The sequence below is a fragment of the Flagellimonas alvinocaridis genome (assembly GCF_004916895.1).
Lineage (GTDB): Bacteria > Bacteroidota > Bacteroidia > Flavobacteriales > Flavobacteriaceae > Flagellimonas > Flagellimonas alvinocaridis.
In genome coordinates this window covers 23580-43276 of the sequence record NZ_SNTZ01000013.1, presented here as the reverse complement: position 1 = coordinate 43276, position 19697 = coordinate 23580, and the positions used below count along the sequence as shown (strand labels likewise).

The window sequence follows — 19697 nt, the reverse complement described above, 5'->3', positions numbered from 1 at the left end:
CCCTTTTCCATGAAGTTACAGACCATTGTTCCACTTCAAAAAGCAGAACACCCTATCGATTATTCGAGTAAAATACTGCTTTTAGGGTCTTGTTTTGTGGAAAATATGGGGGGCAAGCTGGATTACTTCAAATTCCAACAACTGCAAAACCCATTCGGAATTCTATTTCACCCGCTTGCACTGGAGAATTTGGTGGAACGGGCCCTGTCAGGTAAAACCTATCATGTGGATGAGGTGTTTGAACAAAACGGGATTTGGCATTGCTTTGATGCCCATTCCGATTTGAATGCACTTTCCAAGGAGGGTCTGCTTAACCATCTCAACCAAAGGTTGCGGGAAACCAAATCGGAGCTGGAAAATGCCACCCATGTAGTCATCACTTTGGGAACGGCTTGGGTATATGGACATCAATCATTGGGCAAGACTGTGGCGAATTGTCATAAAGTACCCCAAAAGGAGTTTAAAAAAAGATTGCTTTCCCCTGAGGAAATACAATCAAGTCTGAACCGTTTGATGGATTTGGTCAATCAAGTGAATCCAAAGGCGAATATCATTTTTACAGTGTCGCCAGTTAGGCACCTGAAAGATGGTTTTGTGGAAAATCAACAGAGCAAGGCACACCTTATTTCCGCGTTATGGTCACTGTTGTCATCTCGAGCGCAGTCGAGAGGTGTGTCCTACTTTCCGGCCTATGAAATCATGATGGACGAGTTGCGTGACTACCGTTTTTATGGAGAGGATTTGGTACATCCCAATGCATTGGCGGTGGAGTATATTTGGGAAAAGTTCAAGTCTGTATGGATTTCCCCCGATTGTTATCCGGTGATGGATGAGGTCGATGGTGTGCAAAAAGGGCTGCTACACCGTCCTTTCAATCCCGATTCCGAGGCCCATCAAACGTTCAGGAAATCGCTTCGCACAAAAATTACGTATCTTCAAGAAAGGTATCCTTTCATGAAATTCGAATAGATGAAGAAAATACTTATAGGAGCTGTCATTGCACTGGCCTCCGTATTGATCTACAAATCCTGTGCCGATGAACGGGAACGGAAAACGGTATTGCAGGAGAATTCCATGCTCATCCAACAGGAACTGAAAAATGTCTCCAAACTCATTGTGACCGAAGGCCACTTTGTGGAAGTCTACAACTATAAGGATTCCAGGGAATTGTTCGGTTCCTTGGTCACGTCGAATAAAAAAGCTTTGGTGGTGGTAAATGCTGAGGTGACCATAGGCTATGACCTGTCCAAGATTGGGTATGAAATGGATGAGGCCAACAAGACCATTCGCATTACGGAGATTCCTCAACCAGAAGTAAAGATCAATCCGGATTTTGAGTACTACGATGTCACGGCGGATTACTTCAATCCATTCAATGCGCAAGATTATAACGCCATCAAACGAAATGTGAATGTGTCCCTTTCCAAAAAGGTGGAAGCTTCCTCATTGCGAAAAAATGCCGAAAACCGACTGTTGAGCGAACTTTCCCGAATCTATGTGCTCACCAACTCACTGGGATGGACCTTGGTCTATGGCGATGAAAGTGTTGATTCTCCCGAAAAACTAATCGACCTTCAAAAAACTGTGGTCGATTAAGCGAATACCGTCATCAATCAAATGCCCCACTTTGGGATTGTTCCGTTTGATGTCCTCCAAATGGGATAGTATTTCTTCCTGAAACCCAATATTGTTCCCTTTTTTGGCCAATTCGTACAGCTCAACGGGCAACAACCAATCATGGGGATGGTTTTCCTTGAGTTCCTGAAACACCTTGTTACGGGAGATGGTCGTATTTTTTCCTTCCCTGAACTCCCGGATTTGTTGGTAGTAGAGTTCCAGTTGTTGACGCTCGGGACTTTTCTTGGGTTTGATGGTGGTTTCGGTGATCTCATGGGTAATGAGGTCAAAACTGCCCAAATCGGCCGGACCGTTAAAAGCGGAGACCACGTGCTGCCCCACGGCCATATGGTAAAGGCCCCATTCCGGAGCGAACAGCAATTTGCCATTATGGGTCACGGTACAGTTCTCAAAGGTCACCAAGAGAATCTTTCCTCTGAGGTTTCGGGTCCCGGTGATGATGGTCCCTTCAACTTTTACCCCGCCTTCAAACTCCAAAGATACTTCTTCGCCTTCGTAGATTTTGTAGGCTTTAAGATCGCGGGGTCCCATATCCTCAATGGCGATGTTGATGCCTTTCAGTTTGCCCACGGGCATGCCAAAACCGTCAGGATGTTGCGCCGTGCTGTGCCCTACCAATTCTTTTTCGCGATAAGCCAGGGCCGTTGCGCCTTTGGTCTGGATGTATATGGGTTTGCCATCCTGTTCGAGGACATCATAGAACTGTCCCGAAACCTGAAGCCCGGTACTCAGTTCAATGGTGCCCAACGCTTGGGATTCAATCAATTTTTGAACCCCCGATAGTCCACCCTTCCGCAAGGCCATGGTGTTGGCGAAATCCTCCAAAACCTGACTCAAAAAGGCAAAGTCGGGCGTAACGAACAATTGGGGTTGTGGTTTGGTGATATCGAACTCGGTATGCGCTGCCTCAATGGAATAGGGTATTTTTTTTACTTGGTCCGTCATGCACCATGCACTTTCGCCAATGGAGGAAAGTAGTCCCGCTCCATAAATTTTAGGCATGTCCACCGTACCAATGAGACCGTATTCCACCGTCCACCAGTGCAAATTCCGGATCAAAGCCATTTCACTGGGCTTGCCCATGTTTTTTTGAAGGTGTTCTATATGCTTTTCAGCTTCCTCGATTTCCTTTTCCGGGGTGCAATGGGCTTCCTTGATGATGCTCAAGTGCCGCACCGCATTGTACAGTTCATAATCCTTGGCGCTGGAAATGGCCTTGCAACCTATTTCCCCAAAACGGCGGAGGTACTCTGCGTATTCGGGATTGGCAATGATAGGAGCGTGTCCCGCACCCTCATGGATGATGTCCGGTGCCGGGGTGTATTCAATATTTTCCAATTGCCGGATGTCCGAAGCAATGACCAGCACATTGTACGCTTGGAATTCCATAAAGGCCGATGGCGGAATAAACCCATCCACGGCCACGGCGGCCCAACCAATTTCCTTGAGGATTCGGTTCATGCCGTACATATTGGGAATATGGTCTATGGAAATCCCGGTTTTTTTCAATCCATCCACATAAGAACTATGGGCCACGCGACTTAAATAGTCCACATTTTTGCGCATTACATAACGCCATACTGCTTGGTCAATAGCGGTATAGTCCCTATAATTTTGCGGTTTTATGAACTGCTTGAGGTGTTTGGGCAATTTGTCCAGTATAGGATTGGATTCGTAACTCATAGGTGCAATTTTGTGCTGTCTAAAGATACGAAATCGTTATCGCAAACCAGAAAATTTGGAGGAAGGGCAATAAAAAACCGCCCTTTGGGCGGCTTATATTTTTAGTTGACGGCAACTGCCGTGGCGGGAGGATATTCCTGTAGGATCTGTGACACAAATTCTTTGATGCGCGCTTCCTTTTTCTCAATATCCTTGGTATTGTTCAAGGTGCCCACACCGCGACCTTGCCATACCAGTTCCTTTTTGTTGGCGTCAATGACATCAATATATAGGGAGCCTTCGGTTCGGGTGCTCACATTATTATTGTTCCAGCCCCATCCCCAACCGGGACCCCAGACCCATGGGTTGTAGAATGCGCCGTAACCCCAACCAAAGTTGTTGTTGTAGACGTCCACACGTTCCCGTTCCTTGGTGAAAATGCTGATCAAAACGTCTGGATTGTCGGATTTGACAAAACCACGGGAGCCCAATTCGGCCTCAATGGCCCGTAAAATACGTTTCTTGTCCAAGTCTGAAATCTGGGCCTTGTCAATCCCAGTTTTGTAAAAAGCATAGCTTCTGTACGTATTGAAGTCCGCTTGCTTGTCGTAGTCGGAAACCACCCTAACGGAACTGCAGGAGGCCAACAGAACCACCGAAAGTGCAGTCAAAATGTATAGTTTAAAATTTTTCATAGTACTTTTTTTGAAGTGTTGAGATTATGATAAAAACCACAAAGATTATGCCGAAAACCGGTTTCAGCGCCTTGTGTTCGTTTTCGTACTATAGCCATACGGACAGTGACGGCAGCCACTTTCACAACAATACCCCCTTTTTAGGTGGTATTGGGCTGTAAATACCTTATATCCCTCATCTGAAAAGTAAAAATCACCCTCTTCCAAGGGAATACGCTCTTTCATACACGATGACACCGATTCGTTACTTAAAAGTAAGGCTTTCATGGCAAAACCGCTAGGATTTTAAGATTTCCGAAACAGGTTATTCACCGAAAATGTTAATGGTATTGTCGATAAGGTCCATTTTTCTTCTTCGTAAGCTGTTATATTTGTGAGGAACCCTTGAACGTTTTCAAGTGATATTGATCTTTAAACATTTCTTCTATAAAAACTATGTCGGACTATCGCTCTGGCCTTTTATCATCCTGAAGGAAGGTGCCCTGCGAACCGATGATGTGCTCATCAACCACGAACGCATCCATCTCCGACAGCAGCGGGAATTGTTGCTTGTACCTTTTTACTTCCTCTATTTTTCAGAATGGATTTTGCGCACCGTCCTATATTTGGATAGCTACCGCGCCTACCAGAACATCAGTTTTGAACGGGAGGCCTATGCCAATGAAAGGGATATGGAGTATCTTTCCAAGCGGAAACGGTTTGGTTTTATGCAGTACCTGACGCGATAAGCATTCACTTTGAACATTCCCAATCAGCATATTGATGTGCCCTTGTTTCGAGAAAAGGGCGTGACGCTCCATATCAAAAGGGAAGACACCATCCATCCGCAGATTTCCGGAAACAAATACCGAAAGCTGAAATACAATCTGCTCGAAGCCCAAAAATTGGGACACCATACCCTGCTCACCTTTGGTGGGGCTTTTTCCAACCATATAGCCGCTGTGGCCTGTGCCGGACATGAACAGGGATTTAAGACCATTGGCGTAATCAGGGGCGAGGAATTGCAGGATAAGTGGCAGGACAATCCCACTCTGAGCTTGGCCCATGACCACGGCATGCAGTTCCATTTTGTATCGCGAAGCGATTATCGACAAAAAAGTGAAGCGGGTTTTCTCCGGATTTTGAAAGAGGAATTTGGTGATTTCTACTTACTGCCCGAAGGCGGTACCAATGCCCTTGCCGTAAAAGGTTGCGAGGAAATTGTAACGGAGGCCGATTCCAACTTCGACTATATCTGCAGTAGTGTGGGAACGGGAGGGACCTTGGCCGGACTCATCAACTCGGCAAAACCCCACCAGACCGTTTTGGGCTTTCCCGCGTTGAAGGGTGATTTTTTGAAACAGGATATTCATACATTTGTACGGAACGATCAATGGAAATTGATGACCGATTTTCATTTTGGGGGATATGCCAAAGTGAGTGAAGAATTGATTCATTTCATTAATACCTTTAAAGAAGAAACTGGGGTTCCGTTGGATCCCATCTACACAGGTAAATTGCTTTTTGGTATTTTTGAACTGGCAAAACAGGATTTTTTCCCAAAGGGAACCCAAATTTTGGCCATTCATACGGGGGGTCTGCAAGGGATAGCGGGAATGAACACTGTGCTGAAAAAGAAAAATTTACCCTTATTGGATATATGATCAGGCGAATTGGATATGTACTTGTTGTGGCACTGCTGTTGACTTCTTGTGGTGCCAAAAAACGGACCTCGACCCATAAAAAGGGGGCTCCCATTGTCAGGAATACCGAAAACAAGGATGAAAGGCCTGTCGCTGTGGATGAAAACGCGGAAGGTTCCGATCTGTATCCCATGCCTGCGGATCCAGGAAGGTTTGAGCATTTTCCCATCACAAATACCGAGGAATATATCAAGACCTTTGCCGAAATTGCCCAGTACGAAATGCGTGCCTTTGGCATTCCGGCCAGTATCACCTTGGCCCAAGGTATTTTGGAGAGTGGCTCTGGAAGAGGGGAGCTGACCAAAAAGACCAACAACCACTTTGGGATCAAATGCCATACCGGATGGCAGGGCGAATACGATTTTCATGACGATGACGCCAAAGGGGAATGTTTTAGAAAATACAACCACCCCATGTTTTCGTTCCGGGACCATAGTATTTTCCTTTCGTCCCGTTCCCGATATGCCTTTTTGTTCAATTACAGGAAGGACGACTATAAAAAATGGGCCCACGGCCTCCGTCAGGCGGGTTATGCCACGGACCGTGCGTATCCCCAAAAGCTCATCGCTTTGATCGAGCGGTACGATCTGCACCAATATGATGAGGATGTGGTTCGAGGAGGGCTGGAAGTGGTACGGGAACCCAAAAGCTTTGAAGTACTTACCCATGTGGTGGAAAAGGGAGAGACCCTGTATGCCATTTCCAGAAAATATGCCATCTCCGTGGATGAGATAAGAAGGCTCAACAATCTCAATGACAATATCATTTCCATTGGGCAGGTATTGAACATCCGAAAAGAAAAATCAAAATAAAAATTTTCCTTGTTATATCGAGCTGTCATCCCGAGCGCAGTCGAGGGATGCTTATTGATTGTCGTTCTCGACTGCGCTCGAACTGATATTTTCAATTTCCATGAAAGTATGAGGTTACTTACCTTTGCGAGGAGCTGTTCGAATAGCACGTTTCTGTCATCCCGAGTGCAGTCGAGGGGTGCTTATTGATGTTGTTCTCGACTGCGCTCGAACTGACAATTATGGATTAAAAAGATTCCCGCATTCACGGGAATGACATGGATATTTGAATTTATGATCTACCAACGAAGCAGTGCCTTGTTTGCCGAGGCGAAAAAATACATCCCCGGAGGGGTCAATTCACCCGTACGGGCGTTTAAAGCGGTGGGTGGCGACCCTATTTTTGTAAAGGAAGCCAAAGGCGCCTACCTCTATGATGTGGACGGCAACCAGCTTATCGATTACATTGCCTCTTGGGGCCCGCTGATTTTGGGCCACGCCTTTGAACCCGTGATCAATGCCGTGGTGGAAAAGGCCAAAAAGGGCACTTCCTTTGGGATGCCCACCGAAATTGAGACCGAACTGGCCCAACTGGCCGTTTCCATGGTGCCCAACATTGACAAAATCCGTTTTGTGAACAGTGGTACCGAAGCCTGTATGAGTGCCGTTCGCCTTGCGCGCGGGTACACGGGCAAGGACAAGATCATCAAGTTTGCAGGCTGCTACCACGGCCATTCCGACTCGTTTCTGATCCAGGCAGGGAGTGGTGCCGTTACGTTCGGGAGCCCCAACAGTCCCGGGGTCACCCAAGGTACGGCCAAGGACACCCTTTTGGCCACCTATAACGATTTGGCCAGTGTAAAGGCGTTGACGGAGGCCAATAAAGGCGAGATAGCCGCCATTATTCTGGAACCCGTTGCCGGGAACATGGGCTGTATCATCCCCACCGATGAATTTATTCATGGGTTGCGAAAACTCTGCACCGAGGAAGGCATTTTATTGCTGTTCGATGAGGTGATGACCGGTTTCCGTTTGGGAAAAGGCGGTGCACAGGAAGCCTTGGGCGTGGATGCCGATATGGTGATGTTCGGAAAGGTGATCGGGGGCGGACTGCCCGTTGGGGCTTTTGCCGCACGTGCCGAAATCATGGCACATTTGGCCCCCGAAGGGCCGGTGTACCAGGCAGGGACCCTCAGTGGAAACCCCTTGGCCATGAGTGCCGGACTGGCCATGCTCACCGAACTCAACAATCGCCCTGAGGTGTTTACCAGCTTGGCGGAAAAAACCGAACACCTGCACAAGGGCATTGCCGAGGTACTTACCGAAAAAGGGGTGGTACACCAGATCAACCGCTATGGAAGCATGATCTCCGTACACTTTACGGACGAACCGGTGGTGGATTTTGCCTCCTCGGCCAAAGGGAACAACGATACCTTTAAGAAATACTTCCACGGCATGTTGGAGAACGGGGTATACTTACCGCCCTCTGCCTTTGAAAGCTACTTTTTGAACGATGCCCTCAGCTACGACGATCTGGACAGGACCATTGAGGCGGTCCGAAAAGTGTTTTAGTGTCATTTCGAAATGAGGAACACAGTGACGATTGAGAAATCTATTGGAGGTTTTGTATTTGATAATAGTTTGAGATTTCTCACGCTCCTTTCAGTTCGGTTCGAAATGACCACGAAAAGGGTTACGTCATTTCGAAGAAGCGCAGCGACTGAGAAATCTAAATCCCCTACTCACAAACAGTGTTCAGTTCCTGGTAATCCGATTTTGATACGGTGGGAATCTCCTGCCCGGATCCAATTTTGATGCAGCTCAAGGTCGGATTCCTATCGGCACGCAGATCGATAAGTTCTTGGTTGTTGCTCACATCGAGACTGGTCAGCACATTGCTCGAAATATAGAGATGCGTCAGGTTGCTGTTGTGCGAAAGGTCAATGTTTTGGATCGCATTGTCCGAAAGTAAAATAGTCTCCACCAAAGTGTTCTGGCTCAGGTCCACCGTGGTGAGTGCATTGCTGATCAAGAAGATGTTCTTCAGGTTCACCGCCCCGCTGATATCAATGGATGTTAACAGGTTCTGGCCCATATGCAACAACTCCAGAGCAGGATTGTCCAACTGCAGATTTTCCACGTTGTTAAAGGACAGGTACAATTTTTTCAATTGGGTGGCCTCGGACAGGCCTTCAATGGAAGTCAGTTCGTTGGACTCCGCGTTCACCAACAAGAGGTTGGGGTTGTTGGCCAGATCAATATGGGTAAGGTAATTGGCCTGCAGGTACAAGGTGTCCAACTGGGTGTTGGCGCTTAAATCGATCTCCTCCAATTTTTGCCCGCTAGCGGCCAGGAATTTCAAGTTTACAAAACCCTCAATACCGGTCAGGTCGGCAATATCGCCAAACTTGCCCGAAGGGCTGAGGTCCAAATAGGTTAGCTTTTCCGCATCGGTGCGCAGCATTTGTTGGTCCACGGTGCCGTCCGTGTCTATACCCTGTTCCACCAGAACGGTCTCAAAATGGGGGTCCGGAATGTGCAGGTAGGCGTCTTCGTTGGGATTGGGTTGCTCATCGCTTTTGGAGCATGCGGCAAGGAAAAATAAAGAGAGTGCTACGATAGCGTAGGCTTTTTTCATGTTTAGGTTTTTGATGATTGCCTACAAGACGGGATTTTGCCCCATGCGTTACAGCATAGGTAGGCTTTAGCATTTTATTAACTTTTGGGATTACTCTTTGGAAGGCACCAACAGTTCCCGGACGTCCACGTCTAAAATCTCAGCGATTTTAAATAGATCTTTCAAATGAGGTTGAGATTTGTTGATACACCAGTTGGAGACGGTATGTTCATTCTTGTCAAGTTGTAATGCCAAGTCTTTTTGGCTAACACCTTGCCTGACCAAGATTTCTTTGATTCTGTTGAACTTCTCATTCATCCAACCAAATGTACAAAATGCAATTATGCTTTGCACTTGTGAAAACCTTCATTTCATAAATGTAATTTAAAATGTAAATATAATTTGCATTAATGTAATTTTGTTTTACATTTAAACATCAAAAATTTTAATCAATATGTTTGACAAGTCCCACATCATTCTCCTGATCCAACAAGATTTAAAACATAGCCAACTTACCGAAACCCTTCGCCATATGGGTTTGGACGATGGCGGATTGTACGCTTTGGACCTGATCACTATCGTAGCCCGACTCATGGAAGTACCGCCCCACCAAATGGATGATTTTGCAGAAGTGTATGGCACCTTTTTGGACGAGGCACCGCAGTACCCTACTACCTATTTAGGGGAAGCCTTGTTGCCCGTGGCGGAAGAGTGTTATAAAAAGTTGTTGGGGTGTTTGGAGGGGTAGGAGAGAATGGTGCCATTACTTACGGCCATTGTTGTGGTGTTTTTTTTATTCTTTTTCCCAATTCTTTATTTGTTCATAGTTGATTTCATATTCAACCGTTTTTCCTGATGCCAAATACTCTTTTTCAAAAATTATCAATTCGTTTTGAAATTTTAGTGGTTTTATAAATCCTTTTTCGGCTTTTGAGATTTTTGCAAACTTCCTTGTTTTCAAATCAACAATCGTCAAAGCCGTAATAGGTCCTTTTTGGTAGTCAGTTGTCAGCCATTCTTGTAACGCCAAATATTTTGATTCAGGATGCCATTTAAATTCAAATCCAAAAACTCTGTCCTTAATCAACTCCCCGTCCAACTTCAGTTTATAGTAAGTCGGTCCAAATCTGATTTCTCCTTCAAATATGAAGTCAAATCCATGAATTTTTCCAGGTGATTTATATGCTCCTATTTTCTCGTCCATTTTCTTAATGCACCACAACGGCTCGGCTATGAATAGCTGCGTGGTTTAGCACTCAACTTTGCAAGTACACACCAAGCTGAAAATCCGCGAGGATTTTCATAAGTAGGCGAGAACGGCGCCATTACTTATAGCCATTGTTGTGCATAGTTATTAATCTTTCACTGATTTTCTAATTCCTTTGTCAATTCTACCAATCATCGATTTTATATTTGACAATGCGTCATCAAAATATTCTTTATTTAATTCAATTTTTTCGTTTAACTTTCCCCTAGCTTTTTCTCCGGTTTTTTCAAGATATATTGAGTTAATTTTCCCACTATTATGTACTAATAAATCTCTAGTAGCCTTATATTCAAACCAATTAAGCCATTGTACTTCCTCAAGTTCAACACTCAGGACCTTTTCAATGTATTCTCTTTGTTTTTTTGGTCCAGCGTAAAAAAGGTCTCCAAGTTGTTTGTCAATTATTAGGTCAATGATATTATCCTGTGTTTTACAATTTAATACTTCTGATATATCAACTTTTTTATTACTCGCACCACCAGAAACATTCATTCTTAATTTTCTTTGGTCATATTTTAGACATAAGCTTATAATATCGGATAGAAATGCTTCAAATTGGGCTACAATGTATATAAATGTTGATTGATACAAATCCGTATTAACAGCCAAACCTATTATCTTCTTTAAATCTTCGGGTTTTCTTTTTACAGTTTTTCCTTTAACTCGAGAAGGAACTTCAAATTTTTTAATGTTAAGGAAATCATCTGATTCAGCTATAGTCTCCATAGCGATAATTGAAACTGAAACCCATAAAAAAGTATCATTTATAAGTTTTTGCTTTTGACTTCTGTATTGCCCAGCTATTTTCAGAAATTCTGTTTTATTCATTCAGTTTTAATTATGCACAACTTGTTTATATCAGCATAAAATGCATTCCTATACATCCCAAATGGGTAGGTAACCAATCATGGTCAGTCATCTTTATTTTAAATAAAGCATGTTCCGCTAAGACTTGTGGGAGGGGAAGTTTAAGTCATCAAAATACAGTATTTCAGTCAATTAGCATTGCACCAAAACCTTAAAAAAACTAGGGTTTTCCTGCAACACCAAAACAAAAGCCGAGACAGATTACCTGCCCCGGCCTTCACACAAACTAACTCAAAAACTAAACCGTTACATTCGAAAACGATAACAAAAGGGGGCAACGGTCCAGCCCAGAGCATCCAAATAAAAATCGTTCGGCTACAAGAGTTCAAACTCAAAGGCCGGGTAGCCCCGTACGCCGCTTTCGTTGGTCAGCGCCGTGAACCTGATCTTGTACAGATTGCCGTCGGTATCCTTGAGCACAAAGAACACATCGTTCTTCAAAGAGGGCAGGGTGCCGGGCCCTCCACCGTTTCTCCATTGGCTGCCAATACCGCGTTGGTCGTCCTCAAAAGAGGCCTCGTCCACATCGGCCAAGGCAAAATCGGCATAGGCTATTGTGGCGGTTTCCACTGGGTACGCCAATGCGCCGCTTAAGCTATTGGTGGTGATAAAATCGGCATAGCCGTAAGAACCAAAACCTTCAATCTCATTGGTGAACACGGTAAAGTTGATGTCCCAACGGTCCGCTTGCGGCTGTACGTCCACCACCTCTTCGGTATCAAAACTAAAGAAGGTAAAGTGATGTCCCGCAGCTTTTGAAATGGTCATCTCTTCATGAGTAGTGGCATCCAAATCGGCATATTGCAGTATGTAGTCCTCCCCACTGCGCAGGATGCGTATTTTCTTCCATCCCCTGGCGTCACCTTTGACGGCTTCGCTACCGACCTCTGGTTCTGTGGTGCCCACGGCAAAGCCGAGGTTTACCAAGTATACGGGGTTATCGGCATCGGTTTCCGAAATGGCGGCAATGGCGGTTCCGTCCAAGCTGCCGGTAACATCATCCACATAGACGGTATTGGCGGCATCAAAAGTACCTACGGCCACTTGGGGCTGAAGGGTCTCCACATCGGCTTCGGTAACGGCATCGATATCGGTGCTCTCCAAAGCGGCCACGGCCATATAAATGGAACCGTTGATGGCTACCCTAAAGTCACTTCCGCTATAAAACCCAAGGTCCCAGCTATCGCGTTTGGCACTGGTCTGGGTCAGGGAGCTCAGGTCCACATACACTTGGTTGTCCTCATTGGGACCGCCCACTTCGGGGGATACACTCCCGGATGGGGCCGCCGTTTCGGTAAAGCTCACGGCCAATTGGGTGTTTCCCTGTATCTTGGCATCGGCAACACTTACGGCGGATATGGTAAAGTTCACGGCCTTGGTGGTGCCTTCAATGGCATCCTGCAACTTGTTGAAGGTAAATGCCGTTCCTGTGGCGCCGCCCGTAAAATCAACGGTCAGTTGGCCGGAAGCCGCGGCGGGTTCGGTGGTGAAATCGGTATCGTATTCCGTATTCTCGGTGGTGAACGAAATGGTAACGGACCCATCCTCGGGGGCCGTGGTAGAAAATACAAGGTTGATCTGCTTTTCGCTGTCCACCGTATCAAAGCTCAGGGACGGGTTTTGAAAGGCGACCACAAATTCCGCAGGGGTGGAGTCTCCACCGTCATCGCTGCTACAACTTGTGCCGAAGAGCGTTACGGCCAATGCGGCTACATATAGAAAATGATTTTTCATAAAAATTGGTTTTGGATTAAGATTAAATTTTAAGGTTGTATAAAAGCTTTACAAAATAGGACCGGCCATAGCCCAACAGCAGCCCCGTATTGGCGGTGGCATGCGTGCCCCCTCCGGACACCGATGAGGTGTTGATGCGGGTGATGTCCAGTAGATTTCGGGCGCCAAGGGTCAGTTGGAGCTTGTCTTCCATAAAGGTTTTTTTGATGGAGGCGTCCATCCACCCATAGCCCTCCCGCTTGGAGCGCATAAAGGTGGGGTCGTCCTGTTCGGGGTCCAATACAAACTGGTACTCGGGCCCATTGTATTTGAAGAACAGGGAGAAAGTGGTGTTGATCTTGGGGATTTGATAGCCCACGTTGGAACTCACTTGCAGGGCGTAGAGGTAATCGTCATTGAAGGAGTCCTCGCTGTTCAACACCTTGCTTTCGCCGGAGAGGGAAAGGCCCAGGTCAAATTGAAAATCGCCATGGACCAATTTGTTGGTAAAGGAAGTACCCCAGTTGCGGTATTCATCTATATTGTTGTACTGGAAGGCCAGGGGAGTCTCATTGACGATGGTGAGCTCTATACGGTCGTCCACGGTAAGGTACCAGGCCGAGATCTTGGAACTCAGGCGCCATTTTAGGTCTTTTTGGAAAAAGTTCTTTTTGAGGTGCAGGAAGGTGGAGACCCCACGTTCCGGTTCCAGGTTGATATTGCCCTGTACATCGTGGTTGACATCCACAAAATAAGTGAAGAGTTCATCAAAGTTGGGGTTACGGGGCGATGTTCCCACCACGGCCCGAAGCTGATATCCGTTGTGAAAGGCATATTTGGCACTCAACGAATGGGCCATTTGGGTCTTGAACTGGGACGAGAACATGGCCCGTGTGCCCGGTCGGAACGAAAAGCGCTCCCCCAAGGCAAACTCGGCAGTGGCAAAGGCATCATAGGACTCCAACCTGCGTGCAATGTTGTTGCCACTGAAAGCAATGGCGGCCGAAGAGGAATACCCGTTGATGTTGCTCAGTTCGTACCCCAGTTGAAGGCTTGTTTTTTCGGAGGTGAAGAAATTGCTGAACGTACCGCGGGAGTAGAACCCTTTCCGGGATTCGTATTCTTGCGATTCCACATCAAACTTTTCGCGGCTGTTGATGCGATAGGTAAATTGTTCCACATCCCGTTTTTGTTGTTGGTAGGAGGCGGAGATATCGTAGTTTACTTTTTGGAAGAGTTGCCCGGCAACATTGAGGTGGTTAAAGAACCGTCGGGACGTAAAAATATCGTCGGAAGCCGTGGGGTTGCTGGTCTGGGTAGAGGGGTTGAAGTTTTCCCGCACCACGGAATCATAGCGATCTACCTGTTCGTTGAAGTACTCCATCCGATAGAAGGAACGGAAATTGTCCCCCGTATAACTTACCAGTCCCTTGCCTGAGTATTGGAGTTTGGGGAGCCATTCGTACCCCCTTCGGCCATCATTCAGGGCATGGAACTCTCCCTCTCGGTTGTTCTGGTGCCCGGTAAAATCATTGTGGGTCACATTGCCGTTCACATACCATTGGTCCGAGAACCGATGCCCCACTTTTAAGGATTGAATGTGCCTGCCTTGATCAAAAAAGCCATATTCATTGCCAATGGTCTCTTCCTGTACATACGGAGTGATCTCCCACTGGTAGTCGGAATCTTTTCTGGTGATGATGTTGATGATGCCCGAAACGGCGTTGGAGCCATATTGGACGCCCATGGACCCTTCCACGATTTCAACCTGTTCAATGTCATCCAGATTGATTTGGGTAAGGTCCGTGTTGTTGCCCAGTCCCTCGTCATTGATCAGCGGGATATTGTCCACCAAAATTTTAAAGTACTGCCCGTCCAACCCAAACAGTTCCACACTGCTCTTTCCAGAGGAGGGGTTGGGCTGTATGCTGATGTTGAGGGATTGGTTGAGTACATCGGCCAAGGTATTGCCTGCCAAGCGGTCCAAGGTTTCCCGAGGGATCACTTTGACCTCAAAAACAGATTTGTCCACACTTTGCTTATTGATCTGTCCGGTGACCACGACTTCATTGAGGTTTTGCATGGCCATTGAGTCTTTTTCCACGGAAGCGGGTTCTTGGGCCAAGATTCCCACGCTGAAGAAAAATGAAAAATAAATGAACAACCTATTTTTATTTAGACTCATTATATTTAAATTTGTCGCAAATATATATTTTATTTTTATTGAATCTAAATAAGTTTAATATTTTTGTTTCACAATTTTTAACCGTCTAACTGAAAACTATTATGAAAAAATCATTGCTGCTTTCCATGGCCCTTATGGGTGTTTTTACCCTTCTGAAGGCCCAAGAGAAGAAAGAATTGGACCGAGAGGCCATATTGGATATGTGCGGGTGCTACGAGATCACATTTAAGTATACTGAGACCTTCGCACCTGAAATCGATTACGAGAAAAAATTGGATTATACGGCCAAAGCGTTGGAATTGGCCCTTCCCATTATTGATGAAAATGATAAGATATCCATTCAACATTTGTTGGTTATTCATGATTCTACGGTAATCAAACACTGGAGACAGGATTGGTTGTACGAAAACCAGGAGATCTTCCACTACGACAAGGACAACAATTGGACTTTTTCAACATTACCTGCGGATGCCGTGAAAGGGCAGTGGACGCAGAAAGTGTACCAAGTGGATGACAGCCCCCGATATTCCGGTTCGGCTACATGGGTACATTATGATGGCAAGCACTATTGGGAAAATGCCTCTGACTCACCCCTACCACGAAGAGAGTACAGCAAAAGGAGCGATTACAACGTCATGAAGCGCGGTAATCGACAGGAAATCACTTCGTACGGATGGGTACATGAGCAAGACAATGACAAGATCATTCGAAAGGAGGGTGCCGAAGATGTATTACTGGCCCAAGAAAAAGGAATGAACATTTATGAGAAAGTTACTAATGATAGGTGTAAGATTGCCCAAGATTGGTGGGATAAGAACAAAGATTTTTGGGCCAATGCAAGAGCTTCATGGGATAAGGTGTACAATAGAAAGGGAGATTTGACTTTGTTGAAAAAGGTAGATGAGAAACCTATGTTCATGCATTTTTATGAATTGGAAAAGGAGAATGCAAGTAAAGCCGAAATATCCAAAATGATCAAGAAGTTCATTACAGATAAAACAAATGTAAATGCTGAGGGTAAGTAAGTTTAAGTTGCTCAGTGGGGCCGCATGTATTGCGGCCTTTTTACTTTTTGGATTCGGAACCCAAAAGATTTCGCCAAAACTCCAAGAGAAAATAGACAGCGCGGTGCAAACCACCTACGAGGTTACTGATTTCAGTTTGGAGCATATTGTTGTGGAGAATAGGTTGAATGAACAGACCCCTTCGGAATTGGGAGGTGAAAATCTGTTTAAGATCATTGAAGCGGGATCTACCATTGGGTATGTTTATGTGGGGCAGGCACCAAGTATGAAGAATATTTTTGATTATGTGGTGATGTTCAATCCCGATAGGAGCATTAAAAAATCCAAGATCTTGATTTACAGGGAAGATTACGGACGGCAAGTAGGCAGTCAGCGATGGTTAAAACAATTTATTGGCAAGAAAGCAGGACAGAGCCTGACTTATGGAGAGGACATCGATGCCATTTCTGGGGCTACCATTTCGGCAAAATCCATGACCTTGGCCGTGGGCCAAGTTTTGGAAAGTATGCAAACCCTGGATGAGAAGATGACTTTTTGACCAAGTGAACTTTAGATCGATCAATTATGGCCACCTATGGGTGGCTTTTTTGTTGAATGTCATTGACTTTCTGGTTAACTTTGGGAAAAGGCAGTTCTATGACCAGGGACATTGTAGATATCAACGACTTTACCATTTTGGTGGAAGAAGCGCGGTTAGATAAAGAAACCAAGGATGTCTGCACCTTTGATGAGCCCGTCATAGCGGTGGCCTTCTATGGTTCCGGCAATGTGGATTTGTCTGTAAAGTATGGGGAAAAGCAGAAGGATTTTCAGAATACCAAAGGCTTGGCCTTGTCTTTTTATGCGGATGAAAATGTGCAATTTGAGCATACCGTCCATGCGGACAAACCGCTGGAATGTATCGTAATTGCCACTTCGCCCAGAAACCTTGAAAAGCTGCCCAATCAGGAAGGGGAACTGTTCTCAAGTATGTTGAACGAACTGGTTAACCCCAGTGACCATTATGTGGAAGGTCCCCATTTTTTGATGACCCCTGCCATGCAGTCCATTGTGGATGGTGTTTTTCATAATACCTATGAAGGGAAGACCAAGATGATGTTCTTCCGGAGCCAGATGACGGCCTTGCTGTCGCACTTTTTTGGACAACTGGCACAGATGGACCAGCCTTCCATCAAAAAAACCGAACAGGAAAAACTTTTCCAGGCCAAGGAAATCCTTTCTGCCCAACTGGAGAATCCTCCATCCCTTACCGAACTTTCGAGGGAAATCGGTCTCAACAGTTTTAACTTGAAGAAAAATTTCAAGGAACTCTTTGGTGTTCCGGTCTTCAAATACCTTCAAAACCAGCGGATGGAAAGGGCACATGAGTTGCTGCGAAACCAAGATATTACGGTACAAGAAACTGCATGGCAGGTAGGGTATGATAGCCTGAGTTCCTTTTCCAATGCATTTTCAAAAAAATATGGATTTCGGCCCAGCGAGATTCGGAAATAGTAGGCTGTACTGCTAAAACACGCCTTTTTTCATCATAATCCTTTTCAAACAAATCATACTGCTTTTGGAACAAGTGGGCCATAAAGTACTGCTCTAGTTTTGCCCCGTAATCAAAAAAGCCATAGCAAGATGAAATTTTTTAGAGCAATATTGATCGGACTTATCATTTGGGTTTTAGGGGTAAGCATTTTTTTACTTTCCTATTTCTTTCCCATCATGAAGGATTTGGATTTTCAGGCCAATCTGATTCTTTCATTGGCTGTTCTGCCCTTGGTTTGGGTTGGAGCCTGGACGTACTACCAAAAGAGTGGCACTACCCATGGTCTTAAGCTGGGCATGGTGTTGTTCGCGACCAGCGCCTTGATGGATGCCTTGGTCACGGTGCCTTATTTAATGGCTCCGTTCGGGGGTTCGTATTACAGTTTTTTCACAGCACCCGGCTTCTGGTTGATAGGGACGGAATTCATTATCACCACCGTACTGTTTTGGTATTTCAGGGTGAAGTCTGAATCTGGAAGAACCGTCAATACATAGATATTGAAATCAAATCATAAAATAGCAAAATCATGACAAGTAGCATTTTGGTTTTAGGAGGAAAAGGGGAAGACAGACCCAAAGAGCCTGTTTTCTGATTAGAGCAATTCTTTTAAATGACCATAAGCCAATCCAGATAGTATGGCCAACCCAAAACTCAATAGTGTACCAATGAGGACATATTCGGTAAGTTTTCTATTTTTTCCTTTGTTGAGGTCGCCAAAACGGAACACGGACTTGGCCGCAATCAACAGGCCTATGGCAGCCCATTGTTGCAATAGGATGAATCCGAATACGAAAAGCCGTTCCAACATGCCAATATACTTCCCGGCATTTTTTAGGGAACCCCCTTCTTCAGATTCATCGTCCCGTGCAATTTCATCAATGTAGGGAGCCAAGAGCATCCGCATAAGAATACCGCACACAAAAGTGACAAATACCAAGAAAGTGGCCAAGAGGAGATGTTGTTCTGTAATCATGGAGAGGACATCAACCTCAAAAGGGCTTATCCAATGTGTCACGATTCCAAGGACCACCAGATGTAGGGTTTGGTCTGCTGCAAAGAGCCATCGGAAGTTTTTTTCGTTGGTCAAGGCCAATTTTCCCATATCGATGAAGTAATGGGTGACAATGATGATGGCAACGGCCCCCAAATGTTGAAACTGCAGGAGAACCAACAAAGTGATCAAATGCACCCCAATATGCCAATAGAGGTATTTGGACTTCCATTTGTGCTGGAGCTTACCATCTACCCAATGGGCAGGTTGCAGAACAAAATCCCCGATAAAATGGGCTAGTATGAGTTTTAGGGCCAGTATCATAGTTGTGCGAGTTGGATTCTATAAAAATGGATCATTTTTTGCACTTCGTCAAATCCGGCCTTGTTGAGTTCCTCGCTGATGTTGCCTTGTGACTTGTTCAATATGGAGGCCAGTTCCTTTTGGTTCATTTTGGGATTTTCAATTGCCTTTTGCACTGTTTTGGATATGGCCGGGGTCCAGTTGTCCATGGTCAAAAGTGCTAATTCCAGTAATAAGTTGATGTGGTCATCAAATTGGGCATTCGCTGTTTTGATGGCTAGATTCTGTTTTTTGAGATTTTCAAAACACTTTCCCGAATATAGAAAGGCCGGCCCATTGGATTCCGTAATTTTTTGTGCCTCATAGGTTTTTTCGCCCAACCCTATGGCTATCCGGACATCCATTTGCCGAATCTGTTTTATGCAGGCCTTGATGTACACTGCAGCTTCCAAGGCCTGCTCTGGAATGGTCTGTAGTTGAAAACTGTCCCCACGATAGACTTCCCATTGCAGGGGTTCATGCCCATATTGGTCCAAGGCCTGCTTTAAAAGGGGCAACCACTTTGCGGTCTTATGGTCTGTGGAGTTTTTGATATCTCCCGTAAGAATACCTACCATTTTGATCTTTGTTTATGTAAAAATATCTGTTTATTGGCAGATAAGCAAAAATATCTGTAAAATAGCAGATAATTTGAAATATCTGTTTATGGGCAGATAACGGGAGATAT

Annotated in this window: 22 protein-coding genes; 11 read left to right on the top strand and 11 right to left on the bottom strand. The window is 45.3% G+C overall.

Going from position 1 to position 19697, the window contains the following annotated elements:
- The first annotated feature begins 9 nt into the window (after positions 1-9).
- Both EZV76_RS15085 and EZV76_RS15080 read left to right on the top strand, forming a co-directional pair.
- Positions 10-969: a GSCFA domain-containing protein gene (locus tag EZV76_RS15085; RefSeq protein WP_136567400.1), complete on the top strand. Its 960-nt coding sequence runs from the start codon at positions 10-12 to the stop codon at positions 967-969.
- Positions 970-1596 (top strand): DUF4230 domain-containing protein, encoded by a 627-nt coding sequence (locus tag EZV76_RS15080; RefSeq protein ID WP_136567399.1) that lies wholly within the window; start codon positions 970-972, stop codon positions 1594-1596.
- Here the strand turns inward: EZV76_RS15080 and EZV76_RS15075 are convergent.
- The 3 genes from EZV76_RS15075 to EZV76_RS15065 all read right to left on the bottom strand — a co-directional run bounded on the left by EZV76_RS15075 (position 1564) and on the right by EZV76_RS15065 (position 4220).
- Entirely contained in the window at positions 1564-3321 is a 1758-nt protein-coding gene (locus EZV76_RS15075) for an aromatic amino acid hydroxylase (RefSeq protein WP_136567398.1), read from the bottom strand. The genes EZV76_RS15080 and EZV76_RS15075 overlap by 33 nt on opposite strands.
- Before the next feature lie 101 nt (positions 3322-3422).
- A complete protein-coding gene (locus EZV76_RS15070; RefSeq protein ID WP_116216164.1) occupies positions 3423-3995 on the bottom strand; it encodes a DUF4136 domain-containing protein in 573 nt (190 codons plus the stop codon).
- A gap of 63 nt (positions 3996-4058) precedes the next feature.
- On the bottom strand, positions 4059-4220 hold the full coding sequence (locus EZV76_RS15065) for a C1orf53 family protein (protein ID WP_161594429.1): 162 nt from the start codon (positions 4218-4220) through the stop codon (positions 4059-4061).
- Between the two features lie 173 nt (positions 4221-4393).
- Between EZV76_RS15065 and EZV76_RS15060 the strand changes: the two genes are divergently transcribed.
- The 4 genes from EZV76_RS15060 to hemL all read left to right on the top strand — a co-directional run bounded on the left by EZV76_RS15060 (position 4394) and on the right by hemL (position 8040).
- A complete protein-coding gene (locus tag EZV76_RS15060; protein WP_116216163.1) occupies positions 4394-4723 on the top strand; it encodes a hypothetical protein in 330 nt (109 codons plus the stop codon).
- Positions 4724-4732: 9 nt separating this feature from the next.
- Entirely contained in the window at positions 4733-5638 is a 906-nt protein-coding gene (locus tag EZV76_RS15055; protein ID WP_136567396.1) for a 1-aminocyclopropane-1-carboxylate deaminase/D-cysteine desulfhydrase, read from the top strand.
- Positions 5635-6489: a glucosaminidase domain-containing protein gene (locus EZV76_RS15050; protein ID WP_136567395.1), complete on the top strand. Its 855-nt coding sequence runs from the start codon at positions 5635-5637 to the stop codon at positions 6487-6489. Before EZV76_RS15055 ends, EZV76_RS15050 begins: the two co-directional genes overlap by 4 nt.
- Positions 6490-6762: 273 nt before the next feature.
- The gene (gene hemL, locus EZV76_RS15045) at positions 6763-8040 is read left to right on the top strand and encodes a glutamate-1-semialdehyde 2,1-aminomutase (RefSeq protein ID WP_136567394.1); all 1278 of its coding nucleotides are present in this window, start codon (positions 6763-6765) and stop codon (positions 8038-8040) included.
- A gap of 166 nt (positions 8041-8206) precedes the next feature.
- On the opposite strand, the gene EZV76_RS15040 is transcribed toward hemL, so the two are convergent.
- Together EZV76_RS15040 and EZV76_RS15035 are read right to left on the bottom strand one after the other, a co-directional pair.
- The gene (locus tag EZV76_RS15040) at positions 8207-9106 is read right to left on the bottom strand and encodes a leucine-rich repeat domain-containing protein (RefSeq protein WP_136567393.1); all 900 of its coding nucleotides are present in this window, start codon (positions 9104-9106) and stop codon (positions 8207-8209) included.
- Between the two features lie 90 nt (positions 9107-9196).
- Positions 9197-9403, bottom strand: coding sequence for a helix-turn-helix transcriptional regulator (locus EZV76_RS15035; protein ID WP_136567392.1), 207 nt, complete (start codon positions 9401-9403; stop codon positions 9197-9199).
- A 136-nt stretch (positions 9404-9539) separates the two neighbouring features.
- Here EZV76_RS15035 and EZV76_RS15030 point away from each other — a divergent pair, with 136 nt between their 5' ends.
- A complete protein-coding gene (locus EZV76_RS15030) occupies positions 9540-9833 on the top strand; it encodes a hypothetical protein (protein WP_136567391.1) in 294 nt (97 codons plus the stop codon).
- A 45-nt stretch (positions 9834-9878) separates the two neighbouring features.
- Here the strand turns inward: EZV76_RS15030 and EZV76_RS15025 are convergent, their stop codons facing one another.
- The 4 genes from EZV76_RS15025 to EZV76_RS15010 all read right to left on the bottom strand — a co-directional run bounded on the left by EZV76_RS15025 (position 9879) and on the right by EZV76_RS15010 (position 15117).
- Positions 9879-10289 (bottom strand): hypothetical protein, encoded by a 411-nt coding sequence (locus EZV76_RS15025; RefSeq protein WP_136567390.1) that lies wholly within the window; start codon positions 10287-10289, stop codon positions 9879-9881.
- A gap of 150 nt (positions 10290-10439) precedes the next feature.
- Positions 10440-11180 carry a hypothetical protein gene (locus tag EZV76_RS15020; protein WP_136567389.1) on the bottom strand — a complete coding sequence of 247 codons (741 nt, stop codon included), beginning with the start codon at positions 11178-11180 and terminating at the stop codon, positions 10440-10442.
- Positions 11181-11534: 354 nt separating this feature from the next.
- Entirely contained in the window at positions 11535-12953 is a 1419-nt protein-coding gene (locus EZV76_RS15015; RefSeq protein WP_136567388.1) for an HmuY family protein, read from the bottom strand.
- Between the two features lie 22 nt (positions 12954-12975).
- A complete protein-coding gene (locus EZV76_RS15010; protein WP_136567387.1) occupies positions 12976-15117 on the bottom strand; it encodes a TonB-dependent receptor plug domain-containing protein in 2142 nt (713 codons plus the stop codon).
- 101 nt (positions 15118-15218) lie between these two features.
- On the opposite strand from EZV76_RS15010, the gene EZV76_RS15005 reads away from it, so the two are divergent.
- The 4 genes from EZV76_RS15005 (at position 15219) to EZV76_RS14990 (ending at position 18170) form a co-directional block, all read left to right on the top strand.
- Positions 15219-16142 carry a DUF6607 family protein gene (locus EZV76_RS15005; protein ID WP_136567386.1) on the top strand — a complete coding sequence of 308 codons (924 nt, stop codon included), beginning with the start codon at positions 15219-15221 and terminating at the stop codon, positions 16140-16142.
- A complete protein-coding gene (locus EZV76_RS15000; protein ID WP_136567385.1) occupies positions 16126-16680 on the top strand; it encodes an FMN-binding protein in 555 nt (184 codons plus the stop codon). The genes EZV76_RS15005 and EZV76_RS15000 overlap by 17 nt, the downstream gene beginning before the upstream one ends.
- A gap of 98 nt (positions 16681-16778) precedes the next feature.
- Entirely contained in the window at positions 16779-17636 is an 858-nt protein-coding gene (locus tag EZV76_RS14995) for a helix-turn-helix domain-containing protein (protein ID WP_136567384.1), read from the top strand.
- A 129-nt stretch (positions 17637-17765) separates the two neighbouring features.
- The gene (locus EZV76_RS14990) at positions 17766-18170 is read left to right on the top strand and encodes a DUF5367 family protein (protein WP_136567383.1); all 405 of its coding nucleotides are present in this window, start codon (positions 17766-17768) and stop codon (positions 18168-18170) included.
- A 98-nt stretch (positions 18171-18268) separates the two neighbouring features.
- On the opposite strand, the gene EZV76_RS14985 is transcribed toward EZV76_RS14990, so the two are convergent.
- Positions 18269-18991, bottom strand: a complete 723-nt coding sequence (locus EZV76_RS14985) for a DUF3307 domain-containing protein (RefSeq protein ID WP_136567382.1) — start codon at positions 18989-18991, stop codon at positions 18269-18271.
- Positions 18988-19587 carry a transcriptional regulator gene (locus tag EZV76_RS14980; RefSeq protein WP_136567381.1) on the bottom strand — a complete coding sequence of 200 codons (600 nt, stop codon included), beginning with the start codon at positions 19585-19587 and terminating at the stop codon, positions 18988-18990. The genes EZV76_RS14985 and EZV76_RS14980 overlap by 4 nt, the downstream gene beginning before the upstream one ends.
- Positions 19588-19697: the final 110 nt, after the last annotated feature.

Bases quoted from the DNA above. Each gene is read 5' to 3' on its own strand.
- EZV76_RS15040 (WP_136567393.1), bottom strand. From the start codon at position 9,106: ATGAAAAAAGCCTACGCTATCGTAGCACTCTCTTTATTTTTCCTTGCC.
- EZV76_RS15020 (WP_136567389.1), bottom strand. From the start codon at position 11,180: ATGAATAAAACAGAATTTCTGAAAATAGCTGGGCAATACAGAAGTCAA.
- EZV76_RS15050 (WP_136567395.1), top strand. From the start codon at position 5,635: ATGATCAGGCGAATTGGATATGTACTTGTTGTGGCACTGCTGTTGACT.
- EZV76_RS15010 (WP_136567387.1), bottom strand. From the start codon at position 15,117: ATGAGTCTAAATAAAAATAGGTTGTTCATTTATTTTTCATTTTTCTTC.
- EZV76_RS14985 (WP_136567382.1), bottom strand. From the start codon at position 18,991: ATGATACTGGCCCTAAAACTCATACTAGCCCATTTTATCGGGGATTTT.
- EZV76_RS14980 (WP_136567381.1), bottom strand. From the start codon at position 19,587: ATGGTAGGTATTCTTACGGGAGATATCAAAAACTCCACAGACCATAAG.
- EZV76_RS15000 (WP_136567385.1), top strand. From the start codon at position 16,126: ATGCTGAGGGTAAGTAAGTTTAAGTTGCTCAGTGGGGCCGCATGTATT.
- EZV76_RS15015 (WP_136567388.1), bottom strand. From the start codon at position 12,953: ATGAAAAATCATTTTCTATATGTAGCCGCATTGGCCGTAACGCTCTTC.
- EZV76_RS15070 (WP_116216164.1), bottom strand. From the start codon at position 3,995: ATGAAAAATTTTAAACTATACATTTTGACTGCACTTTCGGTGGTTCTG.
- EZV76_RS15025 (WP_136567390.1), bottom strand. From the start codon at position 10,289: ATGGACGAGAAAATAGGAGCATATAAATCACCTGGAAAAATTCATGGA.
- EZV76_RS15035 (WP_136567392.1), bottom strand. From the start codon at position 9,403: ATGAATGAGAAGTTCAACAGAATCAAAGAAATCTTGGTCAGGCAAGGT.
- hemL (WP_136567394.1), top strand. From the start codon at position 6,763: ATGATCTACCAACGAAGCAGTGCCTTGTTTGCCGAGGCGAAAAAATAC.
- EZV76_RS14990 (WP_136567383.1), top strand. From the start codon at position 17,766: ATGAAATTTTTTAGAGCAATATTGATCGGACTTATCATTTGGGTTTTA.
- EZV76_RS15030 (WP_136567391.1), top strand. From the start codon at position 9,540: ATGTTTGACAAGTCCCACATCATTCTCCTGATCCAACAAGATTTAAAA.
- EZV76_RS15065 (WP_161594429.1), bottom strand. From the start codon at position 4,220: ATGAAAGAGCGTATTCCCTTGGAAGAGGGTGATTTTTACTTTTCAGAT.
- EZV76_RS15075 (WP_136567398.1), bottom strand. From the start codon at position 3,321: ATGAGTTACGAATCCAATCCTATACTGGACAAATTGCCCAAACACCTC.
- EZV76_RS15085 (WP_136567400.1), top strand. From the start codon at position 10: ATGAAGTTACAGACCATTGTTCCACTTCAAAAAGCAGAACACCCTATC.
- EZV76_RS15005 (WP_136567386.1), top strand. From the start codon at position 15,219: ATGAAAAAATCATTGCTGCTTTCCATGGCCCTTATGGGTGTTTTTACC.
- EZV76_RS15080 (WP_136567399.1), top strand. From the start codon at position 970: ATGAAGAAAATACTTATAGGAGCTGTCATTGCACTGGCCTCCGTATTG.
- EZV76_RS14995 (WP_136567384.1), top strand. From the start codon at position 16,779: ATGACCAGGGACATTGTAGATATCAACGACTTTACCATTTTGGTGGAA.